This window comes from Mesorhizobium sp. M0678 (assembly GCF_040320505.1).
In the GTDB taxonomy this organism is placed as follows: Bacteria; Pseudomonadota; Alphaproteobacteria; order Rhizobiales; family Rhizobiaceae; genus Mesorhizobium.
This window is the reverse complement of record NZ_JAMYPT010000019.1, coordinates 44,202-69,700: the sequence shown is the minus strand read 5'-3', so window position 1 is coordinate 69,700 and position 25,499 is coordinate 44,202. Positions and strand designations below refer to the sequence as shown.

The 25,499-nt window shown below is 59.9% G+C and carries 25 protein-coding genes and 2 pseudogenes; 14 read left to right on the top strand and 13 right to left on the bottom strand.

Features of this window, described 5'->3' with window-relative positions; translation table 11 throughout:
* Positions 1-11: 11 nt before the first annotated feature.
* Positions 12-116, top strand: a pseudogene (locus NKI29_RS26005) (YqaA family protein); the annotation flags it as partial.
* A gap of 220 nt (positions 117-336) precedes the next feature.
* On the opposite strand, the gene NKI29_RS26000 reads toward NKI29_RS26005, so the two are convergent.
* From NKI29_RS26000 to NKI29_RS25965, 8 genes are all read right to left on the bottom strand, one after another.
* Positions 337-1,110, bottom strand: a complete 774-nt coding sequence (locus tag NKI29_RS26000; protein ID WP_352797770.1) for a sulfite exporter TauE/SafE family protein — start codon at positions 1,108-1,110, stop codon at positions 337-339.
* Positions 1,111-1,288: 178 nt separating this feature from the next.
* Positions 1,289-1,963, bottom strand: coding sequence for a LamG domain-containing protein (locus tag NKI29_RS25995; RefSeq protein WP_352577924.1), 675 nt, complete (start codon positions 1,961-1,963; stop codon positions 1,289-1,291).
* 34 nt (positions 1,964-1,997) lie between these two features.
* The gene (locus NKI29_RS25990) at positions 1,998-3,395 is read right to left on the bottom strand and encodes an ABC transporter permease subunit (protein ID WP_352797718.1); all 1,398 of its coding nucleotides are present in this window, start codon (positions 3,393-3,395) and stop codon (positions 1,998-2,000) included.
* Complete coding sequence (locus NKI29_RS25985) at positions 3,382-4,176, bottom strand: ABC transporter ATP-binding protein (protein WP_352517438.1); 795 nt, start codon at positions 4,174-4,176, stop codon at positions 3,382-3,384. The genes NKI29_RS25990 and NKI29_RS25985 overlap by 14 nt, the downstream gene beginning before the upstream one ends.
* 45 nt (positions 4,177-4,221) lie before the next feature.
* A complete protein-coding gene (locus NKI29_RS25980) occupies positions 4,222-5,115 on the bottom strand; it encodes a DUF1259 domain-containing protein (protein WP_352797717.1) in 894 nt (297 codons plus the stop codon).
* A 54-nt stretch (positions 5,116-5,169) separates the two neighbouring features.
* A complete protein-coding gene (locus NKI29_RS25975; protein WP_023802351.1) occupies positions 5,170-5,523 on the bottom strand; it encodes a hypothetical protein in 354 nt (117 codons plus the stop codon).
* A gap of 57 nt (positions 5,524-5,580) precedes the next feature.
* Positions 5,581-6,054, bottom strand: a complete 474-nt coding sequence (locus tag NKI29_RS25970; protein WP_352517436.1) for a chromate resistance protein ChrB domain-containing protein — start codon at positions 6,052-6,054, stop codon at positions 5,581-5,583.
* Positions 6,055-6,647: 593 nt separating this feature from the next.
* Entirely contained in the window at positions 6,648-7,466 is an 819-nt protein-coding gene (locus NKI29_RS25965; RefSeq protein WP_352797715.1) for a DUF1259 domain-containing protein, read from the bottom strand.
* A 439-nt stretch (positions 7,467-7,905) separates the two neighbouring features.
* Between NKI29_RS25965 and NKI29_RS25960 the strand changes: the two genes are divergently transcribed.
* The 3 genes and pseudogenes from NKI29_RS25960 to NKI29_RS25950 form a co-directional block, all read left to right on the top strand.
* On the top strand, positions 7,906-8,886 hold the full coding sequence (locus NKI29_RS25960) for a chromate resistance protein ChrB domain-containing protein (RefSeq protein WP_352797712.1): 981 nt from the start codon (positions 7,906-7,908) through the stop codon (positions 8,884-8,886).
* A 9-nt stretch (positions 8,887-8,895) separates the two neighbouring features.
* Positions 8,896-10,305 carry a chromate efflux transporter gene (chrA, locus tag NKI29_RS25955; RefSeq protein ID WP_352797709.1) on the top strand — a complete coding sequence of 470 codons (1,410 nt, stop codon included), beginning with the start codon at positions 8,896-8,898 and terminating at the stop codon, positions 10,303-10,305.
* A gap of 102 nt (positions 10,306-10,407) precedes the next feature.
* Positions 10,408-11,614, top strand: a pseudogene (locus NKI29_RS25950) (MFS transporter); the annotation flags it as partial.
* 21 nt (positions 11,615-11,635) lie between these two features.
* Here NKI29_RS25950 and NKI29_RS25945 read toward each other — a convergent pair.
* A complete protein-coding gene (locus NKI29_RS25945; protein WP_352452044.1) occupies positions 11,636-12,178 on the bottom strand; it encodes a hypothetical protein in 543 nt (180 codons plus the stop codon).
* Positions 12,179-12,537: 359 nt separating this feature from the next.
* Positions 12,538-13,608 carry an NAD/NADP octopine/nopaline dehydrogenase family protein gene (locus NKI29_RS25940; protein ID WP_352797707.1) on the bottom strand — a complete coding sequence of 357 codons (1,071 nt, stop codon included), beginning with the start codon at positions 13,606-13,608 and terminating at the stop codon, positions 12,538-12,540.
* 213 nt (positions 13,609-13,821) lie between these two features.
* Between NKI29_RS25940 and NKI29_RS25935 the strand changes: the two genes are divergently transcribed.
* Genes NKI29_RS25935 through NKI29_RS25900 form a run of 8 tightly spaced genes read left to right on the top strand, consistent with a single transcriptional unit; the run spans position 13,822 to position 20,434 of the window.
* The gene (locus NKI29_RS25935; RefSeq protein ID WP_352797705.1) at positions 13,822-14,793 is read left to right on the top strand and encodes a LysR family transcriptional regulator; all 972 of its coding nucleotides are present in this window, start codon (positions 13,822-13,824) and stop codon (positions 14,791-14,793) included.
* The gene (locus NKI29_RS25930; protein WP_352797703.1) at positions 14,790-16,259 is read left to right on the top strand and encodes an NAD(P)-binding domain-containing protein; all 1,470 of its coding nucleotides are present in this window, start codon (positions 14,790-14,792) and stop codon (positions 16,257-16,259) included. Before NKI29_RS25935 ends, NKI29_RS25930 begins: the two co-directional genes overlap by 4 nt.
* Positions 16,256-16,738, top strand: a complete 483-nt coding sequence (locus tag NKI29_RS25925) for a CMD domain-containing protein (protein ID WP_352797701.1) — start codon at positions 16,256-16,258, stop codon at positions 16,736-16,738. The genes NKI29_RS25930 and NKI29_RS25925 overlap by 4 nt, the downstream gene beginning before the upstream one ends.
* Positions 16,735-17,298, top strand: a complete 564-nt coding sequence (locus NKI29_RS25920) for a peroxidase-related enzyme (protein WP_352797698.1) — start codon at positions 16,735-16,737, stop codon at positions 17,296-17,298. The genes NKI29_RS25925 and NKI29_RS25920 overlap by 4 nt, the downstream gene beginning before the upstream one ends.
* A 56-nt stretch (positions 17,299-17,354) precedes the next feature.
* The gene (locus NKI29_RS25915; protein WP_352508388.1) at positions 17,355-18,095 is read left to right on the top strand and encodes an amino acid ABC transporter ATP-binding protein; all 741 of its coding nucleotides are present in this window, start codon (positions 17,355-17,357) and stop codon (positions 18,093-18,095) included.
* A gap of 24 nt (positions 18,096-18,119) precedes the next feature.
* Positions 18,120-18,947, top strand: a complete 828-nt coding sequence (locus NKI29_RS25910; protein ID WP_352797694.1) for a transporter substrate-binding domain-containing protein — start codon at positions 18,120-18,122, stop codon at positions 18,945-18,947.
* 59 nt (positions 18,948-19,006) lie between these two features.
* A complete protein-coding gene (locus tag NKI29_RS25905; RefSeq protein WP_031194726.1) occupies positions 19,007-19,723 on the top strand; it encodes an amino acid ABC transporter permease in 717 nt (238 codons plus the stop codon).
* An 18-nt stretch (positions 19,724-19,741) separates the two neighbouring features.
* Positions 19,742-20,434, top strand: a complete 693-nt coding sequence (locus NKI29_RS25900) for an amino acid ABC transporter permease (protein WP_352797692.1) — start codon at positions 19,742-19,744, stop codon at positions 20,432-20,434.
* Between the two features lie 191 nt (positions 20,435-20,625).
* On the opposite strand, the gene NKI29_RS25895 is transcribed toward NKI29_RS25900, so the two are convergent.
* Entirely contained in the window at positions 20,626-21,108 is a 483-nt protein-coding gene (locus NKI29_RS25895) for an Lrp/AsnC family transcriptional regulator (protein ID WP_352797690.1), read from the bottom strand.
* 98 nt (positions 21,109-21,206) lie between these two features.
* Between NKI29_RS25895 and NKI29_RS25890 the strand changes: the two genes are divergently transcribed.
* Positions 21,207-22,703 carry an aminotransferase class V-fold PLP-dependent enzyme gene (locus tag NKI29_RS25890; protein ID WP_502896726.1) on the top strand — a complete coding sequence of 499 codons (1,497 nt, stop codon included), beginning with the start codon at positions 21,207-21,209 and terminating at the stop codon, positions 22,701-22,703.
* Complete coding sequence (locus NKI29_RS25885) at positions 22,690-23,568, top strand: MBL fold metallo-hydrolase (RefSeq protein WP_352797684.1); 879 nt, start codon at positions 22,690-22,692, stop codon at positions 23,566-23,568. The genes NKI29_RS25890 and NKI29_RS25885 overlap by 14 nt, the downstream gene beginning before the upstream one ends.
* Positions 23,569-24,342: 774 nt before the next feature.
* Here the strand turns inward: NKI29_RS25885 and NKI29_RS25880 are convergent.
* Together NKI29_RS25880 and NKI29_RS25875 are read right to left on the bottom strand one after the other, a co-directional pair.
* Positions 24,343-24,801 carry a hypothetical protein gene (locus NKI29_RS25880; protein WP_352442704.1) on the bottom strand — a complete coding sequence of 153 codons (459 nt, stop codon included), beginning with the start codon at positions 24,799-24,801 and terminating at the stop codon, positions 24,343-24,345.
* 56 nt (positions 24,802-24,857) lie between these two features.
* Positions 24,858-25,457: a hypothetical protein gene (locus tag NKI29_RS25875; protein WP_352797681.1), complete on the bottom strand. Its 600-nt coding sequence runs from the start codon at positions 25,455-25,457 to the stop codon at positions 24,858-24,860.
* Between the last annotated feature and the right edge of the window lie 42 nt (positions 25,458-25,499).

Below are 25,499 nucleotides of genomic sequence, written 5' to 3'. Positions count from 1 at the left end.
GTTTCGCGAGGCTGACTGTCATTGCCGGTGTCCTGCGCGAGCTTTTTTTGCTGGTCACTGCCGCCAAGGTCGGCCGTTATCTTGTTCTTGCCGCTGTGACGCTGAGCGTGATCTGACCTCGCGAACCTTTTCGAAGCTGAGCTGGTTAGATCGGCTGGTTCGAAGGAACCAGCCGAAGAGGCCCGTCCGATATAGACGTTTGGGAAGCCTAGCTCTTTTTGACGGCGACCTTGTCGAGGGCTGCGCGCAGGCCTTTTGCCAGCCTCTGCGCGTCGCGGGACCGGCCAACCAAGCTACGGTACAGCGCGCGAAGGGCTCCAGCCAACATCGACATTGTTAAGACATTCCTGTGGCCGCGCGCCAGGCCTGCACAACCAAGCTGTGCTGGTTCCAGATCATCAGCGCTCCACTGACAGCCATGAGCGCGACCACAAGGCCGCGGAACTGTCTTCCACTCAGGCGTTCGAGCCAGGGCTTGGCCAGCAGATTGGCAAGCGCGGCGCCCAAACCCGCGGCTGCGCCGTATATGGCCGCCTGACCACCGAGCGTCCCGAGTCCGGTGAATACCGCGACCTTGACGACATCGGTCACAAACGAGTTCACGGATTTCGTGGCGACCAACGTCTCCTTCTCCGAACCGTAGTTCAGATAGAGCGAATTCAGGACGGGTCCCACCGTGCCCATCAGCGCCGACAACAGCGCGACGATCAGGCCGGCCGGGAGGAACCACCAGCGGCGGGCTCGGTAGCTCCGCTCGCGCGCGCCGCCGCGAAATTCCCAGACTGCACTGATCAGATAGATCCCTATGAATATCTGGAGCCATTCCGCCCGACTGTTGGCGAAGAGCCAGGAGCCCGCAGCGGCACCGGCGATGGCGCCGGGCAGGTACCAACGGACCAGGCTCCAATCGATGTCGCGCCGGAAGGCCAGGGCGCGGATGGGATTGCCGATGAGCTCGGTCAAGGTGATGACCGGCGCAACCGCCGCGCTCGCTGTGATGAAAGTCACGGCGGGGATCAGCAATAGACCTCCGCCTCCGGCCGAGAGGGTGTTCAGTGTCCAGGTGAGGAACCCCGCCAACGCCAGGAGGCCTAGTCTAATCCAGTCCATCCGATTAGAACGAAGCGGACCTTTGATCGTTCCGAACGCGTCGGTTCGCAAAAGCCCGGCCCGCCCCTTCTCGTGTGCGATGGAAATAATCACCCGTTACCGGGCCAAACGCGGGCGCCCGGAAGACCGGACTCCGGCGCACCGTACTAGCTTTGAAAGCTGGTTGAAAGCGTACCGCCTAACCAGCCGGAGTTACGGTGAAGTCATCAAAATACACGTGACTGTCGGCCTTCGACCACAAGCCAACACGCCCGGTCACCGGCTCAGGCAGCGTGTCCTGCAGGTAGAGCTTGCCGTCGACATAGCCTTCGACCTTGGTGCCGGCGATGCGCACCTTCAGGTCGTGCCATTCATGGGTTGAGGTTGGGGTGTTCTTGACCCAGGTCACCGACGAGCGTTTCCCCTTTTCGAACTTCCACAACACAAGGTTGTTCTCCAGAGGGTTGGCGCGAATCGTGAGATAGTCGCCATTGGGCTTAAGGTTGAACAATATCCCTGCACCCTGGTCGATGCGGCCGCTGATGCCCTCGAAACGGACGGCGATCTCTCCATCGCGGAAATCCGGCACGCCCTCAAGAACAGCATAGGGGAAGTATGCATAGGCCTGGACGCGGTCGAGGAACTCGGCGTACCGCTCCCCATAGAGGGCCCGCGCCTTGTCTGCGAGACCAGCGGAAGTCTGTCCCTCCTTCCATTGGCGCCCGTCGACGGCCAACACCTTGTTGTCGCCTTCCGTTTCGATCCGCCAAATGCCTACCACGCCGGGCATCGCCTTCGAATCTGTGCCAACTTCCTCGTCCGAAAAATTGACGATGTCCGGCGAGCCCGCCGAAGCGGGCAGCAGCAAGGCCACCAAGCCGACACCTGCCGCGGCAATTGTCTTGAGGCTATGTAAGATGTTCACGGCTGATCTCCTTCTGGCTTGAAGTGTATTTGATGGCCGGTGCGCGGCGGCTCCGCCACCAAGCAACCCAGACGAGCAGCGGCAGGCCGCCGACGAACCAGGGAAGCGCGATCCACGGAGCCGCGACGAGCGGATAGCCGGGATAATCGCCGGCCCCGGTCGCCGGCACGGGCAGGGGTACATTTGCGAGCCCATAAAGGAGCGGCAGTACCTCCTCGGTGCCGGTCGATCGACTGACGGCCGACCGGCCGCCATAGCTGTACTCGACTTCGCCATACGACTCATCGCTTGCGCTGCCGACAACACTCTGCTGGTCGCCTGCAAAACGGATGACAATCCGTGGAATGACCCGCTCGAGCTTCGATAGGACGCTTGTTCGCAAATCGGCGTACCGGGGGTCTTCGGGCGCCAGGTGAACGGTGACGGTCAACTGATCGCTGAGTTGCGCCAGGGCCTGTTGGTCGGCAAGCGAGAAAGAGTTCCGTCGGTCCTCGGTCGCATCGGCCGACCATCTGATCTGGGTAGCCGCGACCATCACAAGACAGGTCGCCACGAGGCAGATGAGCGAACGGACAAGCTTGATGCGCACGGTAGCACCCATGGGAAGCCAGATGGCAGCGAGTGCGGCAAATCCAAGAATCGCCGCAAGCACCCCGACGACCAGACTGAGCGACAACAATCCGAGCTCAAAGGTGTGCAGCGTTTGCGTGAGCGACAGCCGCGACGACCAGCCAAGGAGGTCGGGTTGGCTGGCCGCCGCGAAGTCGATGACCCACGATCCGAGTGTGAAGCCGAGTGTGACAATCGCCGCGGTTGCCGCGCTCTCGGTAAGCGCAGCCGCGAATAACGCGATGGCGCCGACCAACAGGCCGTAGAGGAGATGTCCGAGAACAAGATTCAGGGTCTCGGCGACGAACAGATGTCCGCCCATGAACTCCCAAATCTCGAGCGCAGAGAGCGCAGGGATACTGGCAATGAGCCAAGCTGCGAAGACGGCGACCAGCTTGGCGCCAATCAAAGTCGGCGGTCGATAGGGCAGCTGGATCAGGAGCCGCAAGGCGCCGGACTCCTTTTCGTTGCCGAGCACGCGTATGGCAACAAAGGGAAACAGCAGCGTAACGGCGACGTAGAAGCCGCCGAACGTCGGAACCAGTACGCCGTCCAGCGGGGATAGTGCGCTCGCGAGCCCAGGCGAGGTGAGGGCAGTAGCGCTCGTTTCGCCGTAGAGCGACACGGCCTGAAAGAAGCTGAAGCCGACGAGAGGGCAGAGCATCAGCAGCATTGTCCAGAGCGGCCGGCCGCTCGCCATTTCCCGCAGCTCCTTGGCCAGCAAGGGGCCGAAGGGAGCGTCGAGCGGTACCGCTGCCTCAGGTGAGCGCAAGGAAAACCTCCTCCAACCCACCGGAGAGGATCCCCGCACGCTCCCGCAAGTCGCCCAAGGTCCCGACGCCGCGCACGTGGCCTTCTGCGAGCAAGACGAAACGGTCGCATATGCGGTCGGCATCGAGCAGCTGGTGTATGGCGAGGACGAGGCTGCGCCCCTGCGCCGCAACCTTGCGCAGCACGTCCATGATCTCGCGGGTCTGTCGCAAGTCGAAGCCGTCGAAGGGCTCGTCCATCAGCAGCAGTGGATGCGGCGTAATCAGGGCAAGCGCCAACATCAGTCGACGGGCATACCCTTTGGACAATGCAAGCACCCGCTTGTTCAGCACCGGTGCAAGTCCGACCGCCCTAACTGTGTCCGCGACGTCGAGGTCCGATGTCCGGTAAACACCGGCGAAGAACGCGAGCACCCGTTCGACATACTGGTCGCGCCACGGCCGGAGGCCGTCGGGGAGGTAGAAGATCGATCTCCGGCGCAATGCGGGTGGCAGAGGGGCGCCGTGCCAGAAAATCGTCCCCGAGTCGGCGGGAAGAACGCCGGCAACTGCTTCGAGCAACGTGGTTTTGCCGGCTCCGTTCGGTCCGATGAGACCGAGAACTTCGCCGGCTTCGACCGTGAAGGCAACGTCCGCCAACGCTGTTTGCGGGCCGTAGCGCTTTGTCAAGGCGTCGACCCGAAGGGCGACTCCGCTCGCTGGCGGTGTTGCGATTTGCGCCTTGTCAGGCATCCGGCTTCGCATCAACATCGGCTGATTCCCTCCCGGCGTGCGATTGGGCATTGCCCGGCCGAACTCCGCCGTTGGACGCGCGCGCGGACGCCCAATCTAGCTCTTTTTGACGGCGACCTTGTCGAGGGCTGCGCGCAGGCCTTTCGCCAGCTTCTGCACATCGTCGTTCGCCCAGAAATGCATGAAGAAGAGCCGCGGCTGCTCATCGAGCATGTGGCTATGCAATGCCGTGATATCGATGCCGTTGCCTTGCAACGCCCTGATAACCGGATTGACCTCCTTGGCAGTCAGCACAAAGTCACCTGTGATCGCCGTTTTGCCGCCGCCAGTCGACTGGAAGTTGATCGCTATGGCGGAGCCCAGGGCGGCCGGCACATCCATGCCATTTTCTTCGACCGGTTCTGCGCGCGGTATAGTGAACTGGTAGACCGCGCCGTTGGCCTTGCCTTTGTAGCCAATAGCTTGGTCGACACCCGCCGTGTCGAACTCGATCTTCGAAGCGGCCGCCGCCTGCGAACCGGCGGATGCAGCCATCGGCGTCTTCGTCAGAGCCAAGCCGGCATGAAGCGCTGTGGCGAGTGCTACGGGATCACCTTGGCCGAAGAGGTGCATGTAGAGCGTCATCGGCTGCGCGCGCAGCAGGTGGTTGTGCACCGCGGTGATCTCGATGCCGCCTTCTTCAAGCTTCTTCATGACCGGGTTCACCTCGTCCTGCGTCAGAACGATGTCGCCCATGACCATTGCCTGATTTCCCATGGGATCGAAGGCGATCCAGCCTCCGAGCGCAAAGCCTGGCTTCAGGGATATGCCGTCGAGCGATACCTTCAGGTCGGTTCGTGGCAAGCCAACTCTATAAACGCCGCCAGGCATTTCCGATCCGGATTTGCCAAGTGTCTGCGCGACAGTTTGCCAATCGGGTGCCGCTGACGCCGGTTGGAGAAGCGCCGACATCGCTATCAGCATTGCGCCGGTGATGAGTTTTGCACGCATGGATTTCTCCTTGTGGTCTGCCCCAATATGCCCAATGACTTTCAATCCGAGACGCTAGTCGCGTGCAGAGGGCTTCTGCAGCACGCCCTCCAGGAAGAACGTCCCATCCGGGTCACGAAGCTGTACTGCGGTATCTGAGATCCATACCTGATAGCAGGTCTCTTCGCCTTCAACGGAAATGCAGAGCTGCCCCTTCTCGACGCGCCACTTGCCGGCGTTCTTCTTGCCCATGTCGTAGCGCACGATCCGTCCGTCGCGGCCGAACGCATCCGCCCAATGAACGTCGTCCGTGAAATCCATGCCGGCGAACTTGGCCTTGATCTCCTTGCCCTTGAGGTGCCGGAACGTGTCCGCCGCGTCCGCGGCATTCACAGCAATCAGGCTGAAGCCAAAGGCGATGGCGGCCATCAGCCGCCGACCAACCGTAGCAGTTCCCGGGCTGTTTCTTTCGAGGGTAATCATCTTTCAGGCCGCCGCCGTAGGCTTCATGGCCGGCGGCCAGCTGTGCGTCTCCGCTTTGCGGCGCGAGGCCCAGGCATAAAGGGCATCGTAGATGACGAAGCCGTGCCTCAGCACCTCATGGTCGTCCGGCGTGACGTCCCGGAGCCCCATGGAGATCGCAAGCAGTCCCGCCGACTGTGGCATGAGATCGTGCCGATCGGTGTCGGCGCCGCGCACGATCGAGGCGATCGTCACGATCGCCGGATCGCGCTCGAGGCCGTATTTCGAGACGAAGGTATCGAAGCTGCAGCCGTCACCCACATGCGTGAACTCGACACCGGGCACGTCATAGGGTGTAGCGCCCGTCTCCTGGGCAACTGGGATCACCCGATCCGGCGGCACGAACAGGAATTCTGGCTCCGTGTCGATGAAGCGGGCGATCAGCCAGGGACAAGCAATACGGTCGATCACCGGACGTTCGCGGGTAACCCATTTCATGGCCTTGTCTCCCTTTTGGTTGGCGCCACTCAGCGCGGCCTACTGCTGCGAGACCGCCAACGCTACGCCTGGTTAAAGAATGATACAAGTGTTACATTTATCTTACCCGTGATACGGTTCACTTATGAGTGAATGGAACAGCCTTGGCTGCTCCTTATCCATCAGCTGCCGAGCAAGCCGGCCTCTCCGGGTGAAGATCTGATGGCGCGCACCGAAATCTTGCGGGCCAAGACGGGACACGTTCTGGACATCGGCGCAGCGCTGGCGGTTATCCTGCTCGGCGTTTGGCCGCTGATCCGGAGATAGGTTTTCGATCTTGGCCCACCCCGCCGCACATCCATGTTTGGGGTCCGCCGTGACATCGACCTGGATCGATGCCAACGGCTGTCCCGAAGAGATGTGCCGTTCGGCCCTGCCAGCATCGACGAATATGGCAACTTCGACGGAACCGCCACCCAGGCCGACCTTCCCACCGCCGTCGCGCCGCCAACCCGAGCGCGCTGCGCCGAAGTTCTTGGCTTTCGATACATTTCCGCTGCCATTATATCGCGAGCGCGCGGCGGTCGCATGACTCCTGTGGCGACAGCGACAGACTATTGCTGCGTGTTGAGCGCCCGCCTCAAGCTCTGCGCCAACGCCTGAGCATTGCCGATGCCCCAGTAGTGCAAGAAGATGATCCGCGGGTCTTCAAAGAACATGTGATTGTGCACCGCCATTACTCCAATCGCTCCAGCTTGCAGTTCACGGATGACCGAACGGACTTCATTTTCCAGCATCGCAAAGTCGCCGCAGACCGCGGCGCGCTCGTCCGTGCCCTGAAAGGCTGCCCATGTGTTGTAGCCCATTGCGGCATCAATATTGAGCTCACCACAGCGTGTGCAGACGACGGGCACGGATGGGCGCGCCAGGACAAACTTGAGCACGCCGTCCTTGCTCTCGCCCTTGTGCTCGACAATCGCCTCAAGCGGCGGCGCGTCCAAGCTACTATTCACTTTCTTGATGGCGGGTTCGACAGGATGCTTCTGGCGCACGATCTTTATTGCTTCAAAAATCCTATGCGCTCCTGTCGCCAACGCAGTTTCATCAGCCGTACCCTCGACATGCATAAACATCACGCGCGGCTGCTCGCGGACGAAATGATTGTGTAGGGCTGTTACGTAAAGGTTCGCCTGGATCGCTGCGGCCATCGCGTCCTGGATTTCATCTTCGAGCACGACGATGTCACCCATCAGCGTGGCATGATGCGCCCCCTGTTTAAAACTAACCCAGGAGGTGAGGCCCATAAACGGAATGATCTCAAAGCCGTCCAGGGTCATTCTCACTTCACTGCGCGGGACCGATAACTTGAGCACGTCACCCGTGGTCTGTCCCTTCAGTCCGGTAAGGGATTCAATAGCTTGGGTATCGAGCATCTTAGACCTCCTCGTTTCATCGAGCACTAACCGAACCAGATTTCCGTTGGCGCCACACAATGAATCGAGTGCCGAACGCCAACGCCAGCGTCACCATTCCAATTATAGGTGCAGGGGTGGTATGAAAAAGAGCAGTACGAAGCAGCCAGCCCACCTGGGATCATTGCCAGCAGAAGGGCGGGACCGGCCCGCTCGGCGGTCGCACCAAGGGCACCGAAAATACCCGTTCCGATGATCATGCCGGCAGTCATGAGCGTAGCTGCGGTGCGTCCGACGGCCCGAGTCGCGGATGATCCTGACTGGCTAGCCCCACCCGAGGCTGTCATTTCGGCACCTCCTGTCAGGCATCAGCGAGACAGTCTGCGAGACGTCAACGCTACGCCTGAATATAATATGATACAAGTGTTGCATTTGCCTTTCTCGGTGATACGGTGTGCTGATGAGCGAAGGGGAACTTGGGACCGAGCAGCGCTGGCTGCTCTTGATCCATCAGCTGCCGACCAAACCAGCCTATTTCCGGGTAAAGATCTGGCGGCGGCTGCAGGGTATCGGCGCAGTTGCGGTCAAAAGCACAGTCTATGCGCTGCCCGCCGATGCAGAAACGCAGGAGGATTTCGAATGGCTCCTGAAGGAAATTATCGACGGTGGCGGTGAGGCGATGGTGTGTGAGGCGCGTCTGATCGACGGCCTGACGGACGCACAGGTTCGGGCGCTGTTCGATGCCGCGCGGGACATCGACTATGCAGAGGTCGCCAAGGCAGCGCGCGATCTAACGGCGGCTATCGACTCCGACAAGACCGAGGATCGGCGCGCGGATGCCCGCGCGCAACTCGGTCGAATGCGCAAGCGGCTTGCCGAAGTCGTGGCGATCGACTTCTTCGGCGCCAGCGGGCGGCTCGCCGCCGAGGGACTGATCGCCGAGCTCGAGGCTCAGCTTATAGAGGACAAGGCCATGACCAAGGAACCGAAGAAGACGGCCGAGCTGGGTGAGGTCAAGGGCCGGACCTGGGTCACGCGGCGGGACGTGCATGTCGACCGCATCGCCTGCAGCTGGCTGATCCATCGCTTCATCGATGCCGATGCAACGATCCGCTTCGTGGCGGGCAAGGGACACGTGCCAAAGGAGGGCGAATTGCGCTTCGACATGTTCGAAGGCGAAATCACCCATGAAGGGGACTGCTGCAGCTTCGAGGTACTGCTCAATCGTAGTGGCATAGTCGACCCGGCGCTGCAGGCCATCGCCGAGATTGTCCACGACATCGACCTCAAGGACGGCAAGTTCAGTCGCGAGGAAACCACCGGCATCGCCAGCCTGATCGCTGGGATCGCCATGGCCAATGCGGGAGACGAGCAACGGATCGCCGAGGGTGCTTCGGTGTTCGACAACCTCTATCGATATTTCCGCCAGAAGCGCGGGTGAGGGGAACCAATGACCAGCGTTCGTGCCGTCCATCCGAATGCGCTCGGTGATAACCCTTCGCATGGCATCCCCTTCGGCGAAGCAGTGCGGGTCTGGGCGCGTGTGGCGGCGTTGAGTTTTGGTGGCCCGGCCGGCCAGATCGCGGTAATGCATCGCATCCTCGTTGAGGAGAAGCGCTGGATCGGCGAGACGCGGTTCCTGCATGCGCTGAACTACTGCATGCTGTTGCCAGGACCGGAGGCCCAGCAGCTCGCCGTCTACATCGGGTGGCTCCTGCATAAAACCCGAGGCGGGCTCGTGGCCGGCACGCTGTTCGTATTGCCGGGCGTGATCGCCATCATGGCGCTGAGCTGGATCTATGCAATCTTTGGCAATGTCGGCGCGGTGCAGGCGCTTTTCTTCGGTCTGAAGGCCGCCGTCCTCGCCATCGTGCTCGAGGCGGTTATCCGGGTCGGCAAGCGGGCGCTCAAGAACAAAGTCATGATAGGCCTCGCCGCCGCCGCCTTCATCGGGCTCTTCCTGTTCCATGTCCCATTCCCGCTCATTGTCCTGACGGCCGGAGTGATCGGGTACGTCGGCGGGCGGGCCGGGCTGGCAGCGTTCATGGCGGGCAACGGCCATGGCAAGGTCGGCGGCAAGCAGGTCGCCGACGCGGAATCGGCGCTCGGCGAAGGCATTCCTGCCCATGCTCGCCCGCCGGTCAGCTGGTCGTTGAAGATCGGAGGCGTGTTTCTGGTGCTATGGCTGGCACCTGTCCTCGGCCTTTTCGTGCTGTTCGGGTCCGGCAATGTCTTCGCCGATATCGCGGTCTTTTTCTCGAAGATGGCGGTCGTGACCTTCGGAGGCGCCTACGCCGTCCTCGCTTACGTGGCGCAGCAGGCTGTCGATACATATTGCTGGCTGAAGCCAGGCGAGATGCTGGACGGCCTCGGCATGGCGGAGACGACGCCTGGCCCCTTGATCATGGTGACCCAGTTCGTCGGGTTCATGGGCGCGTATCGAGCGCCGGGATCGCTTAATCCGCTGCTCGCTGGAACGTTGGGCGGCCTGCTCACCACCTGGGTCACCTTCACACCTTGCTTCCTCTGGATATTTGTCGGTGCGCCGTTCGTGGAAACGTTGCGCAGCAACAAGGCCTTGTCCGCCGCGCTGGCGACCATAACGGCAGCCGTGGTGGGCGTGATCCTGAACCTGGCGGTGTGGTTCGCGCTTCACGTTCTGTTTGGAGCACTGCGCGAGGTCAAAGGGTTCGGCATGACGGTCGATGTGCCCGCATTCAGCTCCGTCAACGTCCCGTCCCTCGTCCTGACATTGGGTGCGCTGCTAGCGGTGTTTCGCTTCAAGATCGGCATGCTCCCGGTGCTCCTCGGCTGTTCGATCCTCGGGCTGCTCTACGGGATGGCAACGGGAGCGATCTAACCCGTGCAGCCAGCGCCGCTTACCAGTGGTGAGGAGGCATCGTTGACGTTACAGTGGCTCGCGCACGGTTTGCGCAAAGCTATTTCGAAGCGGCGCTTCAGGCTGCTTCCTGCCGGTGCTGAGCCGACTGCTGCGAACCTGCTGATATCAAGGGGACTGCGGGCGTTCGGTGACGGTCTGGTCAGCATCCTGCTTCCCGCCTATCTGGCCACGCTCGGCTTCGACGCCTTCGAGATCGGAACCCTGTCGACGGCGACGCTCGCGGGCTCAGCCGTCCTCACCCTGGCTGTTGGGATCGTCGCGCATCGCTTCTCCCGTCGAGCGCTGCTGACCGCAGCGGCTGTCCTCATGATAGCCACGGGGATCGTCTTCGCTGTGGTTCACGACTTCTGGCCGCTGCTTCTCATCGCGTTCGTCGGCACGCTGAACCCATCTTCAGGGGACGTCAGCGTGTTTCTACCGCTCGAACATGCGCAGCTTGCGCAGAGCGTCACCGACCGCGACCGCACGGCGCTCTTTGCGCGCTACAGCCTCATCGGCTCTCTCGCCGGCGCCGTCGGAGCGCTGGCCGCAGGAGCGCCCGACTTTCTCCGCGACGCCATCGGCCTGGAAATGAAGCAGGCCCTCCAGGCAGCTTTTCTATTTTATGCCTCACTTGGGTTGGCGGCACTGCTCCTCTATCGGCGGCTGCCGAGTGACGCGCCTGATGCAGGCAAAGTGTCGGCACAGCCATTGCGCAGGTCTCGCTCCATCGTTCTGTCACTCGCAGCGCTCTTCAGCCTCGACGCTTTCGCAGGCGGCTTCGTCGTCCAATCGTTGTTGGCCCTCTGGCTCTTTCAACGGTTCGGCCTGTCGCTCGCCGCGACCGGCGCAATCTTCTTCTGGACGGGTGTCCTTTCGGCTGCGTCCTATTTGGTCGCTGTGCGAATTTCCCAGCAGATCGGACTCATAAAACACGATGGTGTTTACGCACCTTCCGTCGAGCCTCTGTCTGGTGCTCATCCCGTTCATGCCGAGCGTCGCTCCGGCTATCGCTCTTCTGCTGATTAGAAGCGCGCTGTCGCAGATGGACGTGCCGACCCGCACATCGTACGTCATGGCCGTGGTGACGCCCGAAGAGCGGGCTGCCGCGGCGAGCATCACCGCCGTCCCCCGCAGCCTCGCGGCGGCCGCCAGTCCAGTCCTCGCAGGGGCTCTCCTTGCCGTCTCCAGCTTCGGCTGGCCCCTGATCATCGCCGGTGGGCTGAAAATTATCTACGACCTTCTGCTGCTCGCGACATTTCGCAGTGTTCGCCCTCCAGAGGAGCACGGGGGCGGGAGGAATGACATGTCAGTCGGCCATGATCGAACTGGCAACGACGCGCGGGTTTCCTGGTGGCGTTGAAGGCAGGACCACCAGCCGGACAAATTGCTTACGTCCGCCGGCAACGAGGATGTAGAGACGCGAGAACTCCTCCGTATCGCGATCTTCGGCAATCTTCTCGGCATCCGTACGGGTGAAGAAACTCTTCCGAAATGCCTCTTGATCGACATCGGGAAATGCCAGCGTACACGTCTGCACCGGTTTGCCGCTCATCGTTGCCTTGGTGGTGCCGATGATGGTTCCTGCTGGCAATCCTTCCTCCGCTTCGGCCACGAGCCATGCCTCCACTGAGGTTGGATTAGCGATTGGCGCGAGTTCGGCGAAGCCTGCTTCGGCAATAAGTGTCCACCTGCGTTCGTGCGCGGTCTCTATCATGCGCTCGAAATTGGGACCCTCGGCCAGACAGGTACGGTGAAATTGTTCGACGGCCTGATCCGCATCACTGGCGGCCTGCGCCGGCGACATCGTCAGACCCAAGATGGTCCCTGCCAACGTTAGAAATCGGAACATGTCTATCTCGCGTAGCTGATTGTGGACGAACCACTTATCCTGAACGGGCTACGACACTCGTTGTTCCGGACTGTCGGCGCCTGCATGGCCGGTATCTTGATGGAGGCGCGAAGCGCCTGCGCAGTTGATGCAATGTTCAGGCATCTGGCAACTGATGGAACCATGCCGCACTGGGTTTCGATGACGGACCCTGCTACAGACCCACTCACACCGCCGGGCGGGACCATTCGATCTCGTGCTGAGTTCCTGGAGAGATCTCCCGGCGCTCGCCGAGGAACCTGCATGTCGTGCTCGCCGGCAACCAGCCCCGGCGGTTTTTCGGGCACTTGGCCTATGTCCCAGTCCACTGTGGAAACTTGTTAAAATCCCTTACGGCAAAGGTTTTCGAGCTCCGCTTTTGCCATTCCCTCGAAGCCCAACGCGGGAAGAATATCATTATCTCCCTTAAGATCGCGACCGTAAGCCGCCGAGAATATGGCAATTCCAGATTCATGGAGAATCGCTGAATTTCCGCTGATCTTCCCCAACAAAACGGTCGGCAGCAGCCCGAACGGAACGTCCTCGAGAATATAGCGGCTTTCGATGGTTGACGGGCCGAAGCCGCCGCGGCCTTGGCGATCCATCTCCTGGTTCATTTCCGAAACGGTGGCCATGGGGACGTGAAACGACAATGAAAAATGCTCTTCAACTGTGCGCACGGCAATTCCAAAACGGGCGGCGATCGCCAATCGTTCCGCGTCCAGAGCCTCGATAAAACGGCCGACAGCCGGGGTGACGCTTCCGGCCTGGCTCCACTGTTCTCCCTTCTCCATGCGTGTGAGATTAAGAAGAGCGATCCCGAGATGGTTCTGCGGATTGAGGTTGCTGAGCGCGATAGCAAGCATGCCGTCGCGCTTGACGAAACGATCGCCGAACAAGCTCGTGCAAAGCTCGAACCCTTGGTCCTGAGCACTGAAAGGCAGCGTCGCGACATCCAGTTTCTGGCGAACGGTTGCAACATCGATTTCGGCTGGCCCGCGCTGTTGCCCGGTCACGAGCGTGGTACCCCAGACGACGATCGGCAGGCTAACCTTCCGGTCCGCAAGCCGCTTGGAGAGATACAGTGCCCCAAAGGAACTGTGCGAGCTGATGATAACCGGCGTTCCGTCCCTTAGATAAGGAGTGGCAGCGTCCATCACCATCTTGTGCCCGTAAGCCGGCAACGCGATTATGACGACGTCGGCATCGGCAATGGCGTCTTCGCAATCCTTGGCGATGCGCACCTTAGTCGTTGCCTTGATAGCTCCGGTAGCCTTCAGCAATCCACCGGCGGCCAGCGCCTTGGTGCGTTCTCCGGAAGGCGACCAAAGCATAGGGTCATGTCCCGCTTCGGCCAGATAGGCGGCAAGGCCGTAAGCAATCGCTCCGGCGCCAAGAATGCTTACGCGCATAAATTCCCTCCTGTTGCGGGCATTGCAGCCTCCATTTCTCACTAGGAGGTTCCACAAATCGGAGCCGCATCTGCCATCGTCGGCTTCTGGCGATGGGATTCCGGCCTGAGCCCGCGATTGCAACATGCCTCAGCGAATATTCGTTTCCGCTTGACATATATCAAAAATGAATGAGACGATGTCAATCATACGGATTGCGCATGTAGAGAGAACATGGAAACCCGCGACCTTCAGAGCTTCCTTGCGGTTGCTGCCAGCGGCAGCATCACCAAGGCTGCCGAGATGCTCGGGTGTTCCCAGCCTTCGGTGACACGCACCATTCAGGACCTCGAGGCGGAGCTCGGCTTCGAATTGCTGCACCGTGTCGGTCGCCGGGTGCAGTTATCCGAGGAGGGTGTGGCCTTCGAGGAGGAGGCGCGGCGCTTGCTGATGTCCTTCACCGAGCTAGCGGCGCGGGCCAAGATGATTGCCGCCGGCCGAGGTCGGATTCTGCAGATTGTTACGACCTCGGCGATCGGAACTGGCTTGATCCCGACGGCCATGGCCGAGCTCAAAGGTGTCGAACTTCCGCACGAGACGCATCTGGGGCAGTTTCTGCCCTCGATCGTCGCCCAGGAGGTGCGGAGCGGACGTGCCGAGATCGGGTTTTCAAGCCTGCCGCTCGATACGCCTGGGCTGGATGTCCTGCGGCTCTATTCGGCACCTGATGTTGCTGCCGTGCGGGAGGACGATCCGCTGGCTGAACTTGACGTCATACCGCTTTCCGCTTTTGCCGGTCGCCGCGTCGCCACATTGCTCAACCCCCTACGTTTCCAGTTGCATGTCTCCAAGGCCTTGGCGGCCAGGGGCATCGACACCGGGCCAGTGATCCGGACCAATACTGCATATGGCGCGTTGCAGATCGTCCGGCGGACTGGCGTTGCCGCTGTCATTGATCCCCTCACCGCCTATGGCGTGGCCCTGCCTGGTGTCGTCATTCGCCCGATCGACGTGACCGTTCTCTTTTATTGGGGCGTTGTGGCTGCCGAGAAACGCCCCCTTCGTCCAGTTGCGCAGGCGTTGATGGATGCGGTCGAGGCGGTGGCTGAACGGTCGATCGTCGGCTTCAAGAAACTAGATCCGGCCCTCGCTGGCCAATTGGTGAACGATCCTGCATCCGGCACAAATCACGGAACGGGAATATGAAGCATACCCCCGCCGCGCCAACGCCGACAGGTCTTGCTGCGCTCGAAGCACAGCTTGCACAGGATCTCGACTTTCTCGAACTGCCCGCCAAGCCATGGGTTCCCGCGCGTTCGCACGATGGCGTGCCGGTCCGTGATGTCGTGGTGATCGGCGCCGGTATGTGCGGACTTGCTGCCACGGCAAAGCTGGTGCTGACCGGGATAACCAATGTCGTGGCCTATGATGCGGCTCCGGCCGGGCTCGAGGGACCATGGGTCACGTTTGCCCGCATGCAAACGCTTCGGTCGCCAAAAACCCTGCACGGTCCGTCGCTCGGCCTGCCGCAATTGACGTTCCGCGCCTGGTTCACGGCGCAATGGGGCGTTGAGGCCTGGCGGTCGCTGGACAAAATCCCCAAGGGCCAGTGGATGGACTACCTGGTCTGGTACCGCAAGGTTCTTGGCCTGCCGGTGCGCAACAGCGTGCGCATGACCGGACTGGCAGCCGTTGGAGATCTGATTGCGATCGATATCGAAGGCGCGGAAACCGGCCGGGTTCTCACCCGTCGTCTCGTTCTGGCCACTGGTCGGTCCGGGTTGGGCGGTTTTGCCGTGCCCGATTTCCTCAGCGGCATTGATCGGGCCTATTGGGCCCATTCTGCCGACGACATCGACTTCGACACGCTGAAAGGCAAGCGTGTCGCTGTCATCGGTGCTGGCGCCTCTTCCATGGATAATGCCGCAACGGCACTCGAGGCGGGCGCCGGCTCTGTTGACATGTTGATCCGGCGCAAGGAAATGCCGCGCATCAACAAGCTGACCGGCATTGGCAGCCCGGGTGTTGTACTCGGCATGCATCACTTGCCCGACGCCTGGAAGTGGAAATTCTTCGATTATACCGCCTCGACCCAGACACCGCCGCCGCGTTCATCGACACTCCGCGTGTCTCGCCACTCGAATGCTCGGTTCCTTCTCGACTGCGGCATACTTGCGGTAAAGGAAGATGCCGGGGGCCTGCTGATCGAAACAACGCAGGGGCCGATTCACTACGACTTCCTGATCGCTGCAACCGGCTTTTCAAACGACTTCAGCGACCGCCCGGAATTTGCCGCGCTCGCCCCGCATATCCGCACCTGGTCGGATGGTCGATATTCACCGGAAATGGGACCGCCGCGTGCAGGCATGTCCGATGCACCGGATCTCGGTCCTGCCTTCGAGTTTCGTGAACGCATTCCCGGTTCCTGCCCGATGCTGGGACATATCCACTGCTTCAACGACGCCGCCATGCTGACGCACGGCAAGGTCTCTGGCGATATCCCGGCCGTCAGCGCCGGTGCCGACCGTCTTGTGCGCGGCATCGCATCTTCACTTTTTGCCGAAGATGTCGAAACCCACTTCGCAAATCTGATGGCTTACGACACGCCGGAACTTCTGGGCGACGAATGGGTCGATTCAACTCCCTTGCTGCAGAAGGAGGCCGCGTTGTGATCGACGCGATGGACAAGGCTGCCGGCCTTTCACCGGATGATACCCTTTTCGCCGCAAGGCGGTTTCGGCCCGAATTCGTGCGAGGGGCAGAAGAATGTCGCCTCTCGGTGCTGCACCCGGCAACCGATCAGGGGCTGGCGCCGAATTTGCGTGTTGCTCTTGCCCGTCGCATGGCCGCCCTGAACGCCGATCCGGTCCTGGTGGCCGAATATGATGTGCAGCTGGCTCAGCTTGGTCCGACCGAGCAGCTTCTGGCCTTGGCCCAGGGGGAAACGGATTTGAATGAACCCCTGGCGACCATCGTTCGTCATGTTGACCTGGTCACCCTGACGCCGAAAAAGGCGGAAGCGAGCCATATCGCTCTCCTGGAGAAGGCTGGATTGAACAATCCTCAGATCGTCGCGCTCTCCGAGCTAATCGCTTTTGTCAACTTCCAGACACGGGTGGCGACCGGCTTGCGCCTGATGAGGTCGACATGATCTCCTCGGTTCGTCTGAAGCCATTGAACTGGCATCCATATATCGCGCCGGTCGAGCTGTCCGGGGCCACGCCGGAACAGCTCGATGCGATGAAGGTTACGCCATCAGCCAAGAAAGTTTCGGAATATGTACGGACCCTTGTGCATGATCCGGAAAGCTATCTTGCCCGCACCATCTTGTTCAACGCGATCATGTATGTCGAGGGCGGGCTCGCCCGTCCCGATCGCGAACTTGGCGCCTTGGGCGCCTCGATCGTCAATGGCTGCAAATTCTGTGCCGTTGTTCACGCCCGCAGGCATGCGGAGCTGACCAAGAGCGACCAAGTGGTCTCCGCGCTGTATCTCGACAAACCTGAAGCGCTCGGCCCACGCGATGCTGCAATCTACAGCTTTGCCCGCCGCCTGTCGGGGGCACCGTCGGAAGCGACGACAGACGATATCGCCGCGCTTCGATCAGTCGGCATGGATGACCGCGAGATCATCGACCTGATCCACGCCATATCTATCTTCGGCTGGGCAAACCGGCTGATGCACGTTCTCGGCCATGCGGAGAGCGGGTGATGATATCGCATGCGGTCAAGGCACTCCTTCCCACACTCTGAAGGGCACCAACCAGAATGCTTGAACTCAAAGACATAAAGCTGTCCTACGGAAGCACGCAGGTCCTGAACGGCGTCAATCTCTCGGTAAAGCGAGGTGACGTTGTGTCAATCATCGGCCCAAGCGGCACGGGCAAGACCACCCTGCTGAAATGCATCAACTACCTGGTTAAGCCTGCATCTGGAACCATCGCGTTCGACCAGATTCTGATGGATTACCAGCGCGCCGACAAGGCAGCCATCCAAGCGATCCGGCTCCGGACAGCGATGGTCTTTCAGCAATTCAACGTCTTCAAGAACATGACCGTCCTCCAGAACGTGATGGATCCGCTGGTCGTAGTGCAGCGCAAGTCCACGGACGAGGCGCGCGAAATCGCGCTGCGAGAGCTCGAAAGGGTCGGCCTCTCAGCGAAGCGGGACAGCTATCCGTCCCAGCTCTCAGGTGGCCAACTCCAGCGTACAGGCATCGCACGTGCGCTGGCGGTTCGGCCGGATGTGATGCTCTTCGACGAACCGACATCATCGCTGGACCCCGAACTGGTCGGTGAAGTCCTGAAGGTGATCAAGGACGTCACGTCGTCCGGCATCACCTCGCTGCTTGTGACCCACGAGATGCAATTCGCAAAGAACATCTCGAACCGGATCGTCTTCATGGATCGTGGCGTGGTTGCCGCCGACGGCAGTCCGGCTGAGATCTTCGATGCGCCTTCCAGCCCACGACTTGCTCAATTCCTGCAGTCTGAACTCGCTTTTCAATAATCCAACAAGAAGGGAACCCAAGAAATGTCTGCAATCAAATCCAGTTTTTCGCGTCGTTATGCCCTGGCCGTCGCCGGCGGCATCGCAATTGCCCTTGCGACAGCAGGGATCAGTTACGGTCAGACCGTTCGGACAATCAAGATCGCGACCTCTGCCGAATCCAAGCCATTGGCTTGGGGCGCGCTCGGCGTCGAGCCGCAAGGGTATGAACCCGATCTGCTGAGGGCGATCAACGCAAAGCTGCCGCAATACAAGTTCGAAATGGAAGGTGTCTCCGACATCGCGCAGGAAACCGGCCTGGCCACAGGCAAATACGACATCGCGGTCGGCGGTTACTACAAGTCACCCGAGCGCGCCAAGCAGTTCTTCATTCCGGAAAACCCCATGGGCGCCAGCCTGATGAAGATCTACAGCAAAAAGGGCAGCGGCATCAAAGAAATGAAAGATCTGGTCGGCAAGAGGATCGTTCCGACCACGGCTGGCGGCGGAACCTATAAGTTCATCATGAACTGGCAAAAAGAAAATCCGCAATACAAGCTTGACGTGACGGCGTCGAGCGCCGGAATCCCGTATCCAAACCGTTTGGATGAGGTTCAGAACGGCAAGTTCGACGCGCTGGTCCTGCCTTCAAATCTTGGTGAGCAGACCGTCATCGATGAAAAGAAGCTCGACATCGTGGCGTCCGAACCAGTCTTCAGCAACAACACCTATATGCTTATTCACAGGTCAGATGAAAACAAGGTTCTGGTCGATGAAGTGAACAAAGTTCTCAAGGAGTTGAAAGACGACGGCACGATCGAAAAGCTATCGCAGAAGTGGTTTGGCGAAGGCATCGTCAAGTATATGAAATGATGTGATCTGAGTAGATATCGTCAGCGGCAAGGCTGAATTGCAAGAAGGAGCGTTTCAAAGTGGATGTTTCTGCTATGATTCCCGAGTTGCTCTCGGCATTGCCGCTGACGCTCGCTATCACGTTTACCGCCATGTTGGTCGGCTTTTGCTTGGCGCTCGTTGCGACAACATTGCGGATTCGCAGGATACCAGTGGTCAGCCACCTCACCGACCTCTACGTGTCCTATGCCCGCAGCGTTCCCGTCGTCCTCCAGTTGTTCGTCGCGTTCTACGGGCTCCCCCTATTGGTGGCCCTGTTCGGCTCCGCAGATTTCTTCTCGCCGACGATCGCTGCGATGGTCGGACTGAGCTTTTACCATGGCGGCTATCTGTCGGAAGTCCTTCGGCCCGCATACCTGGCCGTCGATCGCGGCCAGCATGATGCAGCCGACAGTCTCGGATATACCTTTCGCCAGAAGATCACCCGCATCGTGGGCCCGCAAGCGGTGCACTTCGCATTGCCGGGCTATGGAAACTCCATCATTTACCTGATCCACAACGTTGCGCTCGTCATGTACATCGGGGCGGCGGACGTGATGGCGACCGCGCATTTGATCATGGAGCGCGACTATAACCAGTACCAGTTCGAAACATACCTCGTCCTGGCGGTCATCTATGCGCTTATGTGCCTGATTGCCTGGTTCATCGTGCACTTGTTCGAGCTTCGCTCGCCGATGCAGGCACCTGAGGCCACGACAACAGCTCAGATCAAGAACGCGGCCATCGCCAGCGTCTGACCTAAAGGGTATTAAACCATGTTCGATACCGAAATTTTGCTCCAGGACACCCAGGAAATTCTGGGCGCCGTACCTGTAACGCTTGGAATGGCGCTGACGATTTTCGTCTTGTCGACGCTAGTCGGCAGCATTTTTGCACTCGTCGAATATAGACGAGTCCCGGTGCTGCGAGAGCTCATCATGGCTTACAAGATCGTCTTCAAGGGCGTTCCGATGGTGATCGTGATTTTCCTCGCCTATTTCGGTCTGCCCCCGGCGTTCCAGTTCCTGCTCTCGTTGCTCGGGGTCAACTTCAACGCCCATGAAACACCCAACTCGGTCATCCTTGTTATTGCGGTGACAGGCTGTATCGCTGCGTTCCAATCCGAGATTATCAAGGGAGCCTTGAACGCCTTCGACACCGGTCAGTCAGACGCCGCCCATTCGCTTGGCTATACGAACGGCCAATTGTTCCGACGGATTCTGTTCCCCCAGGTGGCCCTCACGGCAATTCCCGACCTGACAACCTCGATGATGGTCATCATGAAGGCGCTTTCTCTCGGATTCGCCATCGAGGTTGTCGATATCTTCGCCCAGTCCCAGCTGACCGCCGCGCTGAACTACTACTACCTCGAAGCCTTCGTGATTGCCGTCGTGATCTACATGGTGATTGCCTATATCGTCACCCAGATTGCCGACAGGCTGGAGCAAGCCCTTAGGGTGCGGACCTGAGCGAAGCGTCGCCAGGACCCGCGCATCAAGGCCGGAGGAGCTCAAGGCTCAGTTGAGGCCTGCAAACAGCTGATGGGCGAACGCTCTGCCAGACCTGCGGGCTCTTGTAAAAAACCGACACCTCACCCTGGTGAGCCACGGCCGAAGGCTTGGCGACGATGAAGGCGAAGCGCCCTACAGCGGGCGCCGCCTCATCGCAGATTGGTCAGATCCACTGGACGATTGTTGATGATCGCTTCCATGGAAAAGAAGCCTGTCACCGTAGCCAGATCGAAGTTCGTGATCAGTTTCTGGTAGAACGCATCGTAGCCGGACATGCCTTGTGTCACGACCTTGATCAGATAGTCCCAGTCCCCTCCGATCCGATAGAAATCGATCACCTCCGGCAACCGTTCAACATGGGCACGGAACGCCTCACTCCACTCCTTGGAATGGTGGCGAGTGCGGACCATTACGAAAACCGTCAGGTCGAGCCCCAGCGCTCGCAGATCGATATTGCTGTGCGACCCGCGGATAAGACCTAGCGACTGCAGGCGCTGGATCCGCCGCCAGCACGCGTTCTGAGACAGGCCGACCCTCTCCGCCAAATCTCGCTGCGAAAGGCTTGCATCGATCTGCATGGCCGTCAAAATCTTCATATCAAATGCATCGATTTTCGCCAGATTTTCGATCATATGACACGCTCTTTGCAAGAAATTGCAGAAAATAGGTGAATTTTTCGAGCCTGGAGCAGGCTACAATCCGAGTCAATATCCGAGCCGGGAGACTGACCGTGCAAGCAGTTCGCCCAACGACGAGGCAGACCGAGACCCCTCTGTCAAAGTTCCGCCAGGGGTTGAAAAAGGCTGACGTGACCGCCGACCTCCGGGATGGGCTTGTGGGATCGACGGCGAAAATCGAGGGTCCCTACGGGCCAAAGGACCTGGTGTACGCCGACTATGTCGCGTCAGGCCGCGCACTCCGTCAGATCGAGCGCTTTGTGCTTGACGAGGTCCTGCCGTACTACGCCAACAGCCACACGGAAGCCTCGTATTGCGGAGGCTTCATGACCCGCATGCGTCGGGAAGCGCGCGCCCTGATCGGTCAATTCTGCGGGGTCACCGAACGGCATGCTGTGATCTTCACCGGCTCCGGCGCTACGTCGGGGATCAACCGCCTCGTCAAGCTATTCGGCGTCGCTGAAGCCGTGGCAGCGGGCAAGCGCGCTCGGATCATTATCGGTCCCTATGAGCATCACTCCAACATTCTGCCCTGGCGCGAGAGCGGGGCAGAAATCGTGGAAATCGCTGAGCATCCGTCTGGCGGGCCGGACCTGTCTCAGCTCAAGGACGCGGTTGGCGGGGGGTCGTCAGATCTAACGATATGCTCGATGTCCGCGGCCTCGAACGTCACGGGCATCACCAGCGATGTCGCGGCCATCACCGTGATCGTGAAGGCCGCCGGCGCAAAGATGATCTGGGACTATGCGGGCGCAGGTCCTTACCTGCCGATTTCCATGTCGCCCGCCCCAGATGCCGAGATCGACGCAATAGTTGTTTCGCCTCACAAGTTCCTCGGAGGCCCCGGCGCTTCCGGCATCTTGATCGTTCGACGCGACGTATCTTCGACGAAAACGCCGTCGTGGCCAGGTGGCGGGACGGTGAAGTTTGTCTCCCCGAAGACACACGATTACAGCGACAGCCTGGAATCCCGCGAGGAAGCCGGCACGCCGAACGTGATCGGCGACATACGAGCCGCGCTGGCCTTCACCGTCAAAGATGCGATCGGACTCGACGCGATGACAGCGCGCAATCGCGAGCTGGCGCGTCGTGCTTTTCGCGCATGGAAAGCCCTGCCGCGGCTGGAGCTCCTCGGTCTATCGGATCCTGAGCGGCTTCCGATCTTTTCCTTCCGGATCAAAAACGGAAAGGGTGGCTACGTCCACCAGCAGCTGATCACGCGCATGCTAAGCGACCGGTTCGGGATCCAGGCGCGCGGTGGCTGCGCCTGCGCCGGCCCGTATGTTCACAGACTGCTGTCGATCGACGACGAACAGTCCGAGGAAATCAGGCAAGCCATTCTCTCCGGCGACGAAACGAAAAAGCCTGGGTTCACCCGCCTGAATTTCAGCGTTCTGCTGCCGGACGTGAAGGTGCAGTTCATACTCGATGCCGTGGCGCAGATTGCGTCCGACGCAACGGACTTCGAGCGTGACTACGACCTCGATCCTGGCCGGGCGATCTTTTTCCCGCGAGCCGCAGTCGAGGGCATCGCCCATGCAGCAGCCTGAAGTCGTCGGCTTCTACGATGCACGGACGGGCAGCATCCAATATGTCGTTGCATGCCCGAATTCGCGAAGATGCGCCATCATCGACCCCGTACTCGATTTCGACGAAAAGTCTGGCTCGACGGCAACGACAAATGCGGACGCGATCCTCGACTACATCAACAGCCACAATTTGAAGCTCGAGTGGATCCTGGACACCCATCCGCATGCGGATCACTTTTCGGCCGCGGGTTATCTCAAGGCAAAAACCGGCGTGCCGATAGCGATCGGCGAGCGCGTGAAGCAAGTGCAGCAGATCTGGCACGAGATCTATGATTGGCCGGATCTCGCATGCGACGGCTCACAATGGGATCGGCTGTTTGGCGACGGCGAGATCTTCAAGATTGGCGAGCTGGAAGCCCGCGTCATGCACTCGCCAGGGCACACCTTGGCGTCGATCACGTATGTCATCGGCGACGCGGCGTTCATTCACGACACGCTTTTCATGCCCGATAGCGGCTCCGCCCGCGCCGATTTTCCAGGTGGCAGCGCAGCTGATCTGTGGCAGTCCATCCAGGACATTTTGAGCTTACCCGGCGAGACCCGTCTCTTTACCGGTCACGACTACAAGCCGGGAGGGCGCCAGGCTCTGTGGGAGAGTTCGGTGGCGGAGCAGAAAGAGAAAAACCAGCACGCCGCCGGTCAATCTCGGAGTGCGTTCATCAGGCTTCGAGAGGCGCGAGACAGGGCATTGCCGATGCCAAGGCTCATGTTGCATGCCCTCCAGGTTAATATTCGCGGAGGAGAGCTGCCTCAGGTCGAGGAAAATGGCCTGCGTTATCTGAAAATCCCGCTCAACGCGCTGCCAGGATCGGTCTGGGGTCAGTGACGAGTTGGAAGGGCTCCCTCCAGCAGCTTCAGCTCACGATCGGTTCAGGATTGCGCCGGATACACGCTCGTCCGAATTGGCGCAGGCGGGTCGATCCTCGCCACGTACGTCGTCGGGATGAGCAATCCTCGGAGCGCTCTCGGAGGTGATCGCGGTAAGCAATTGCGGTGGCGCGCCTGCAACACTATTATCGATCATGTTCTGAGGAGGTATCTCGGATGTGGAATAAGATCGCCAAGCTTCGGTTATCGAGCCGCACCTGGGAGGCAATTCTTTTGGGGATGAAAAGCTTGAGGCGGACCTCAAATAGCCGATGTATGTACTGGTGATTTGACGCGATTCCATAGACAGCATCGTTGGCACCACGAGATTTTCGCGTACAGCTTCGGGATTGCGCCCGGCCGCGGGCCATCACGCACCACTTCACGGCACGTCGTTCAGATTTGTGTAGTGCTTCAGTTTAACGAAATCGAAGTTCCATAAGATAGATTATGCGACTTTCACCAGTTATAATTAATATTTCCCAGTTATGCAAAGTACGCATTGTGCGCGCCTCAAATCTTTGTCAGTCACATAGAGGAGCAAGATGAAGTGTCGTTGCAGTTACTCCTGCTCTACATCTCGATACGACAGATCGATATTACTTACCATCACCTCACCGCTCGATAAAATCGGACGGAAGACTCTGAACACTTCTTAAACGCCGGGGTCGGCGCCGGGGTCGGCGCCCCGGTCAGACCACATCGCCCTTGCTCGCCTGTCCTCTCGGCGCACTCACTTGTGCGGCATGCAATAGACTCCCTCGGATTCCATCAGTACCGCGCCACCCTTCAGCTCGCTTAGTGCGCCGACCCACGCTTCCGAATACGTGCGGCTGGCATCCACGGCCGTCAGCCATAGAACGCGGTTGTCGGCCAGTTCGACTTTGACTTCCTGCTGCAAAGGGCTTGCCTGCACGGTCTGTTGATAGTGACGTTTGATCCTGACATTGCTGGCCGGGAACTCAGCCTCGTTGCTGCCGTAGTTCAGCACAAATCCCGTGTGGTCCTCAGCCACCGAGCAACTGCCACCACGCTCACACACGATTTTGGCAGCGGTCCTGCAGTCCCATTTCAGTGAAGCGGGCCACATAGGATTGTCCACACTTGATCGCGGCTTGTCGCTCTGACCAGCCGCCGTCAACACTGCGCCTGTGTTCATAATCATTGTGGATAGCAGAAGCGCCTTGAACACTACAAACCTCCCTGAATTGTGGCCCTCATAGTCCTCGTCCTACGTGATGGCCTGGCTTATGGCATGTTGAGATTGAACCAGCTTTTCTGGCGCACGCCGTTCGCGTCATCATACTCGATGAACCAGGGCTTTCCGCGCATCGGTCGAGGGATGGTGTAGTAGGTCGGGCCATTACCAATGGAATGCCCTCGATCGTTCCCCGCGGTCTGGATTGTTGCCGCAACCGCCTTGCCGTCGATTTCGATTTGGACCTGACGTGATCCGTCTCCATGATGCCCGCCGAGGGCGTTTTTGAAAACGACGGGCAAGGAGAGCCTATCAGCCGCGAGGCGGCAGATGTTCCGTTCTTGACCTAAGCCCGCCCGATCGGATTCGGAGCTGCCAACTGCTTGCCAGCCAGACGGACAATCCTCATACTTCTCAAATCTCGCCGCGCTCGAGTTGGCTTGCGGACAGGTCGGCCAATTGAAACCCGGGGCTTCCATCGCCGCAATCAACTTGTAAGTTGGCGGGTGGCACGAGGGGGTGCCTTGCCAGTCGCCGGAAAGACATAGGAGGACCTGACAGCCCCATTCCGACGCTTTTGATTGGGATGGAAGAGCTGCGGCGCCCGCGATGGCGACGGCACCCCCCAGTAGAAATTTGAGTATGGTCATAGCCTTTTCCTCGCTGCAGATTTGACAGTTTACTATGGATGA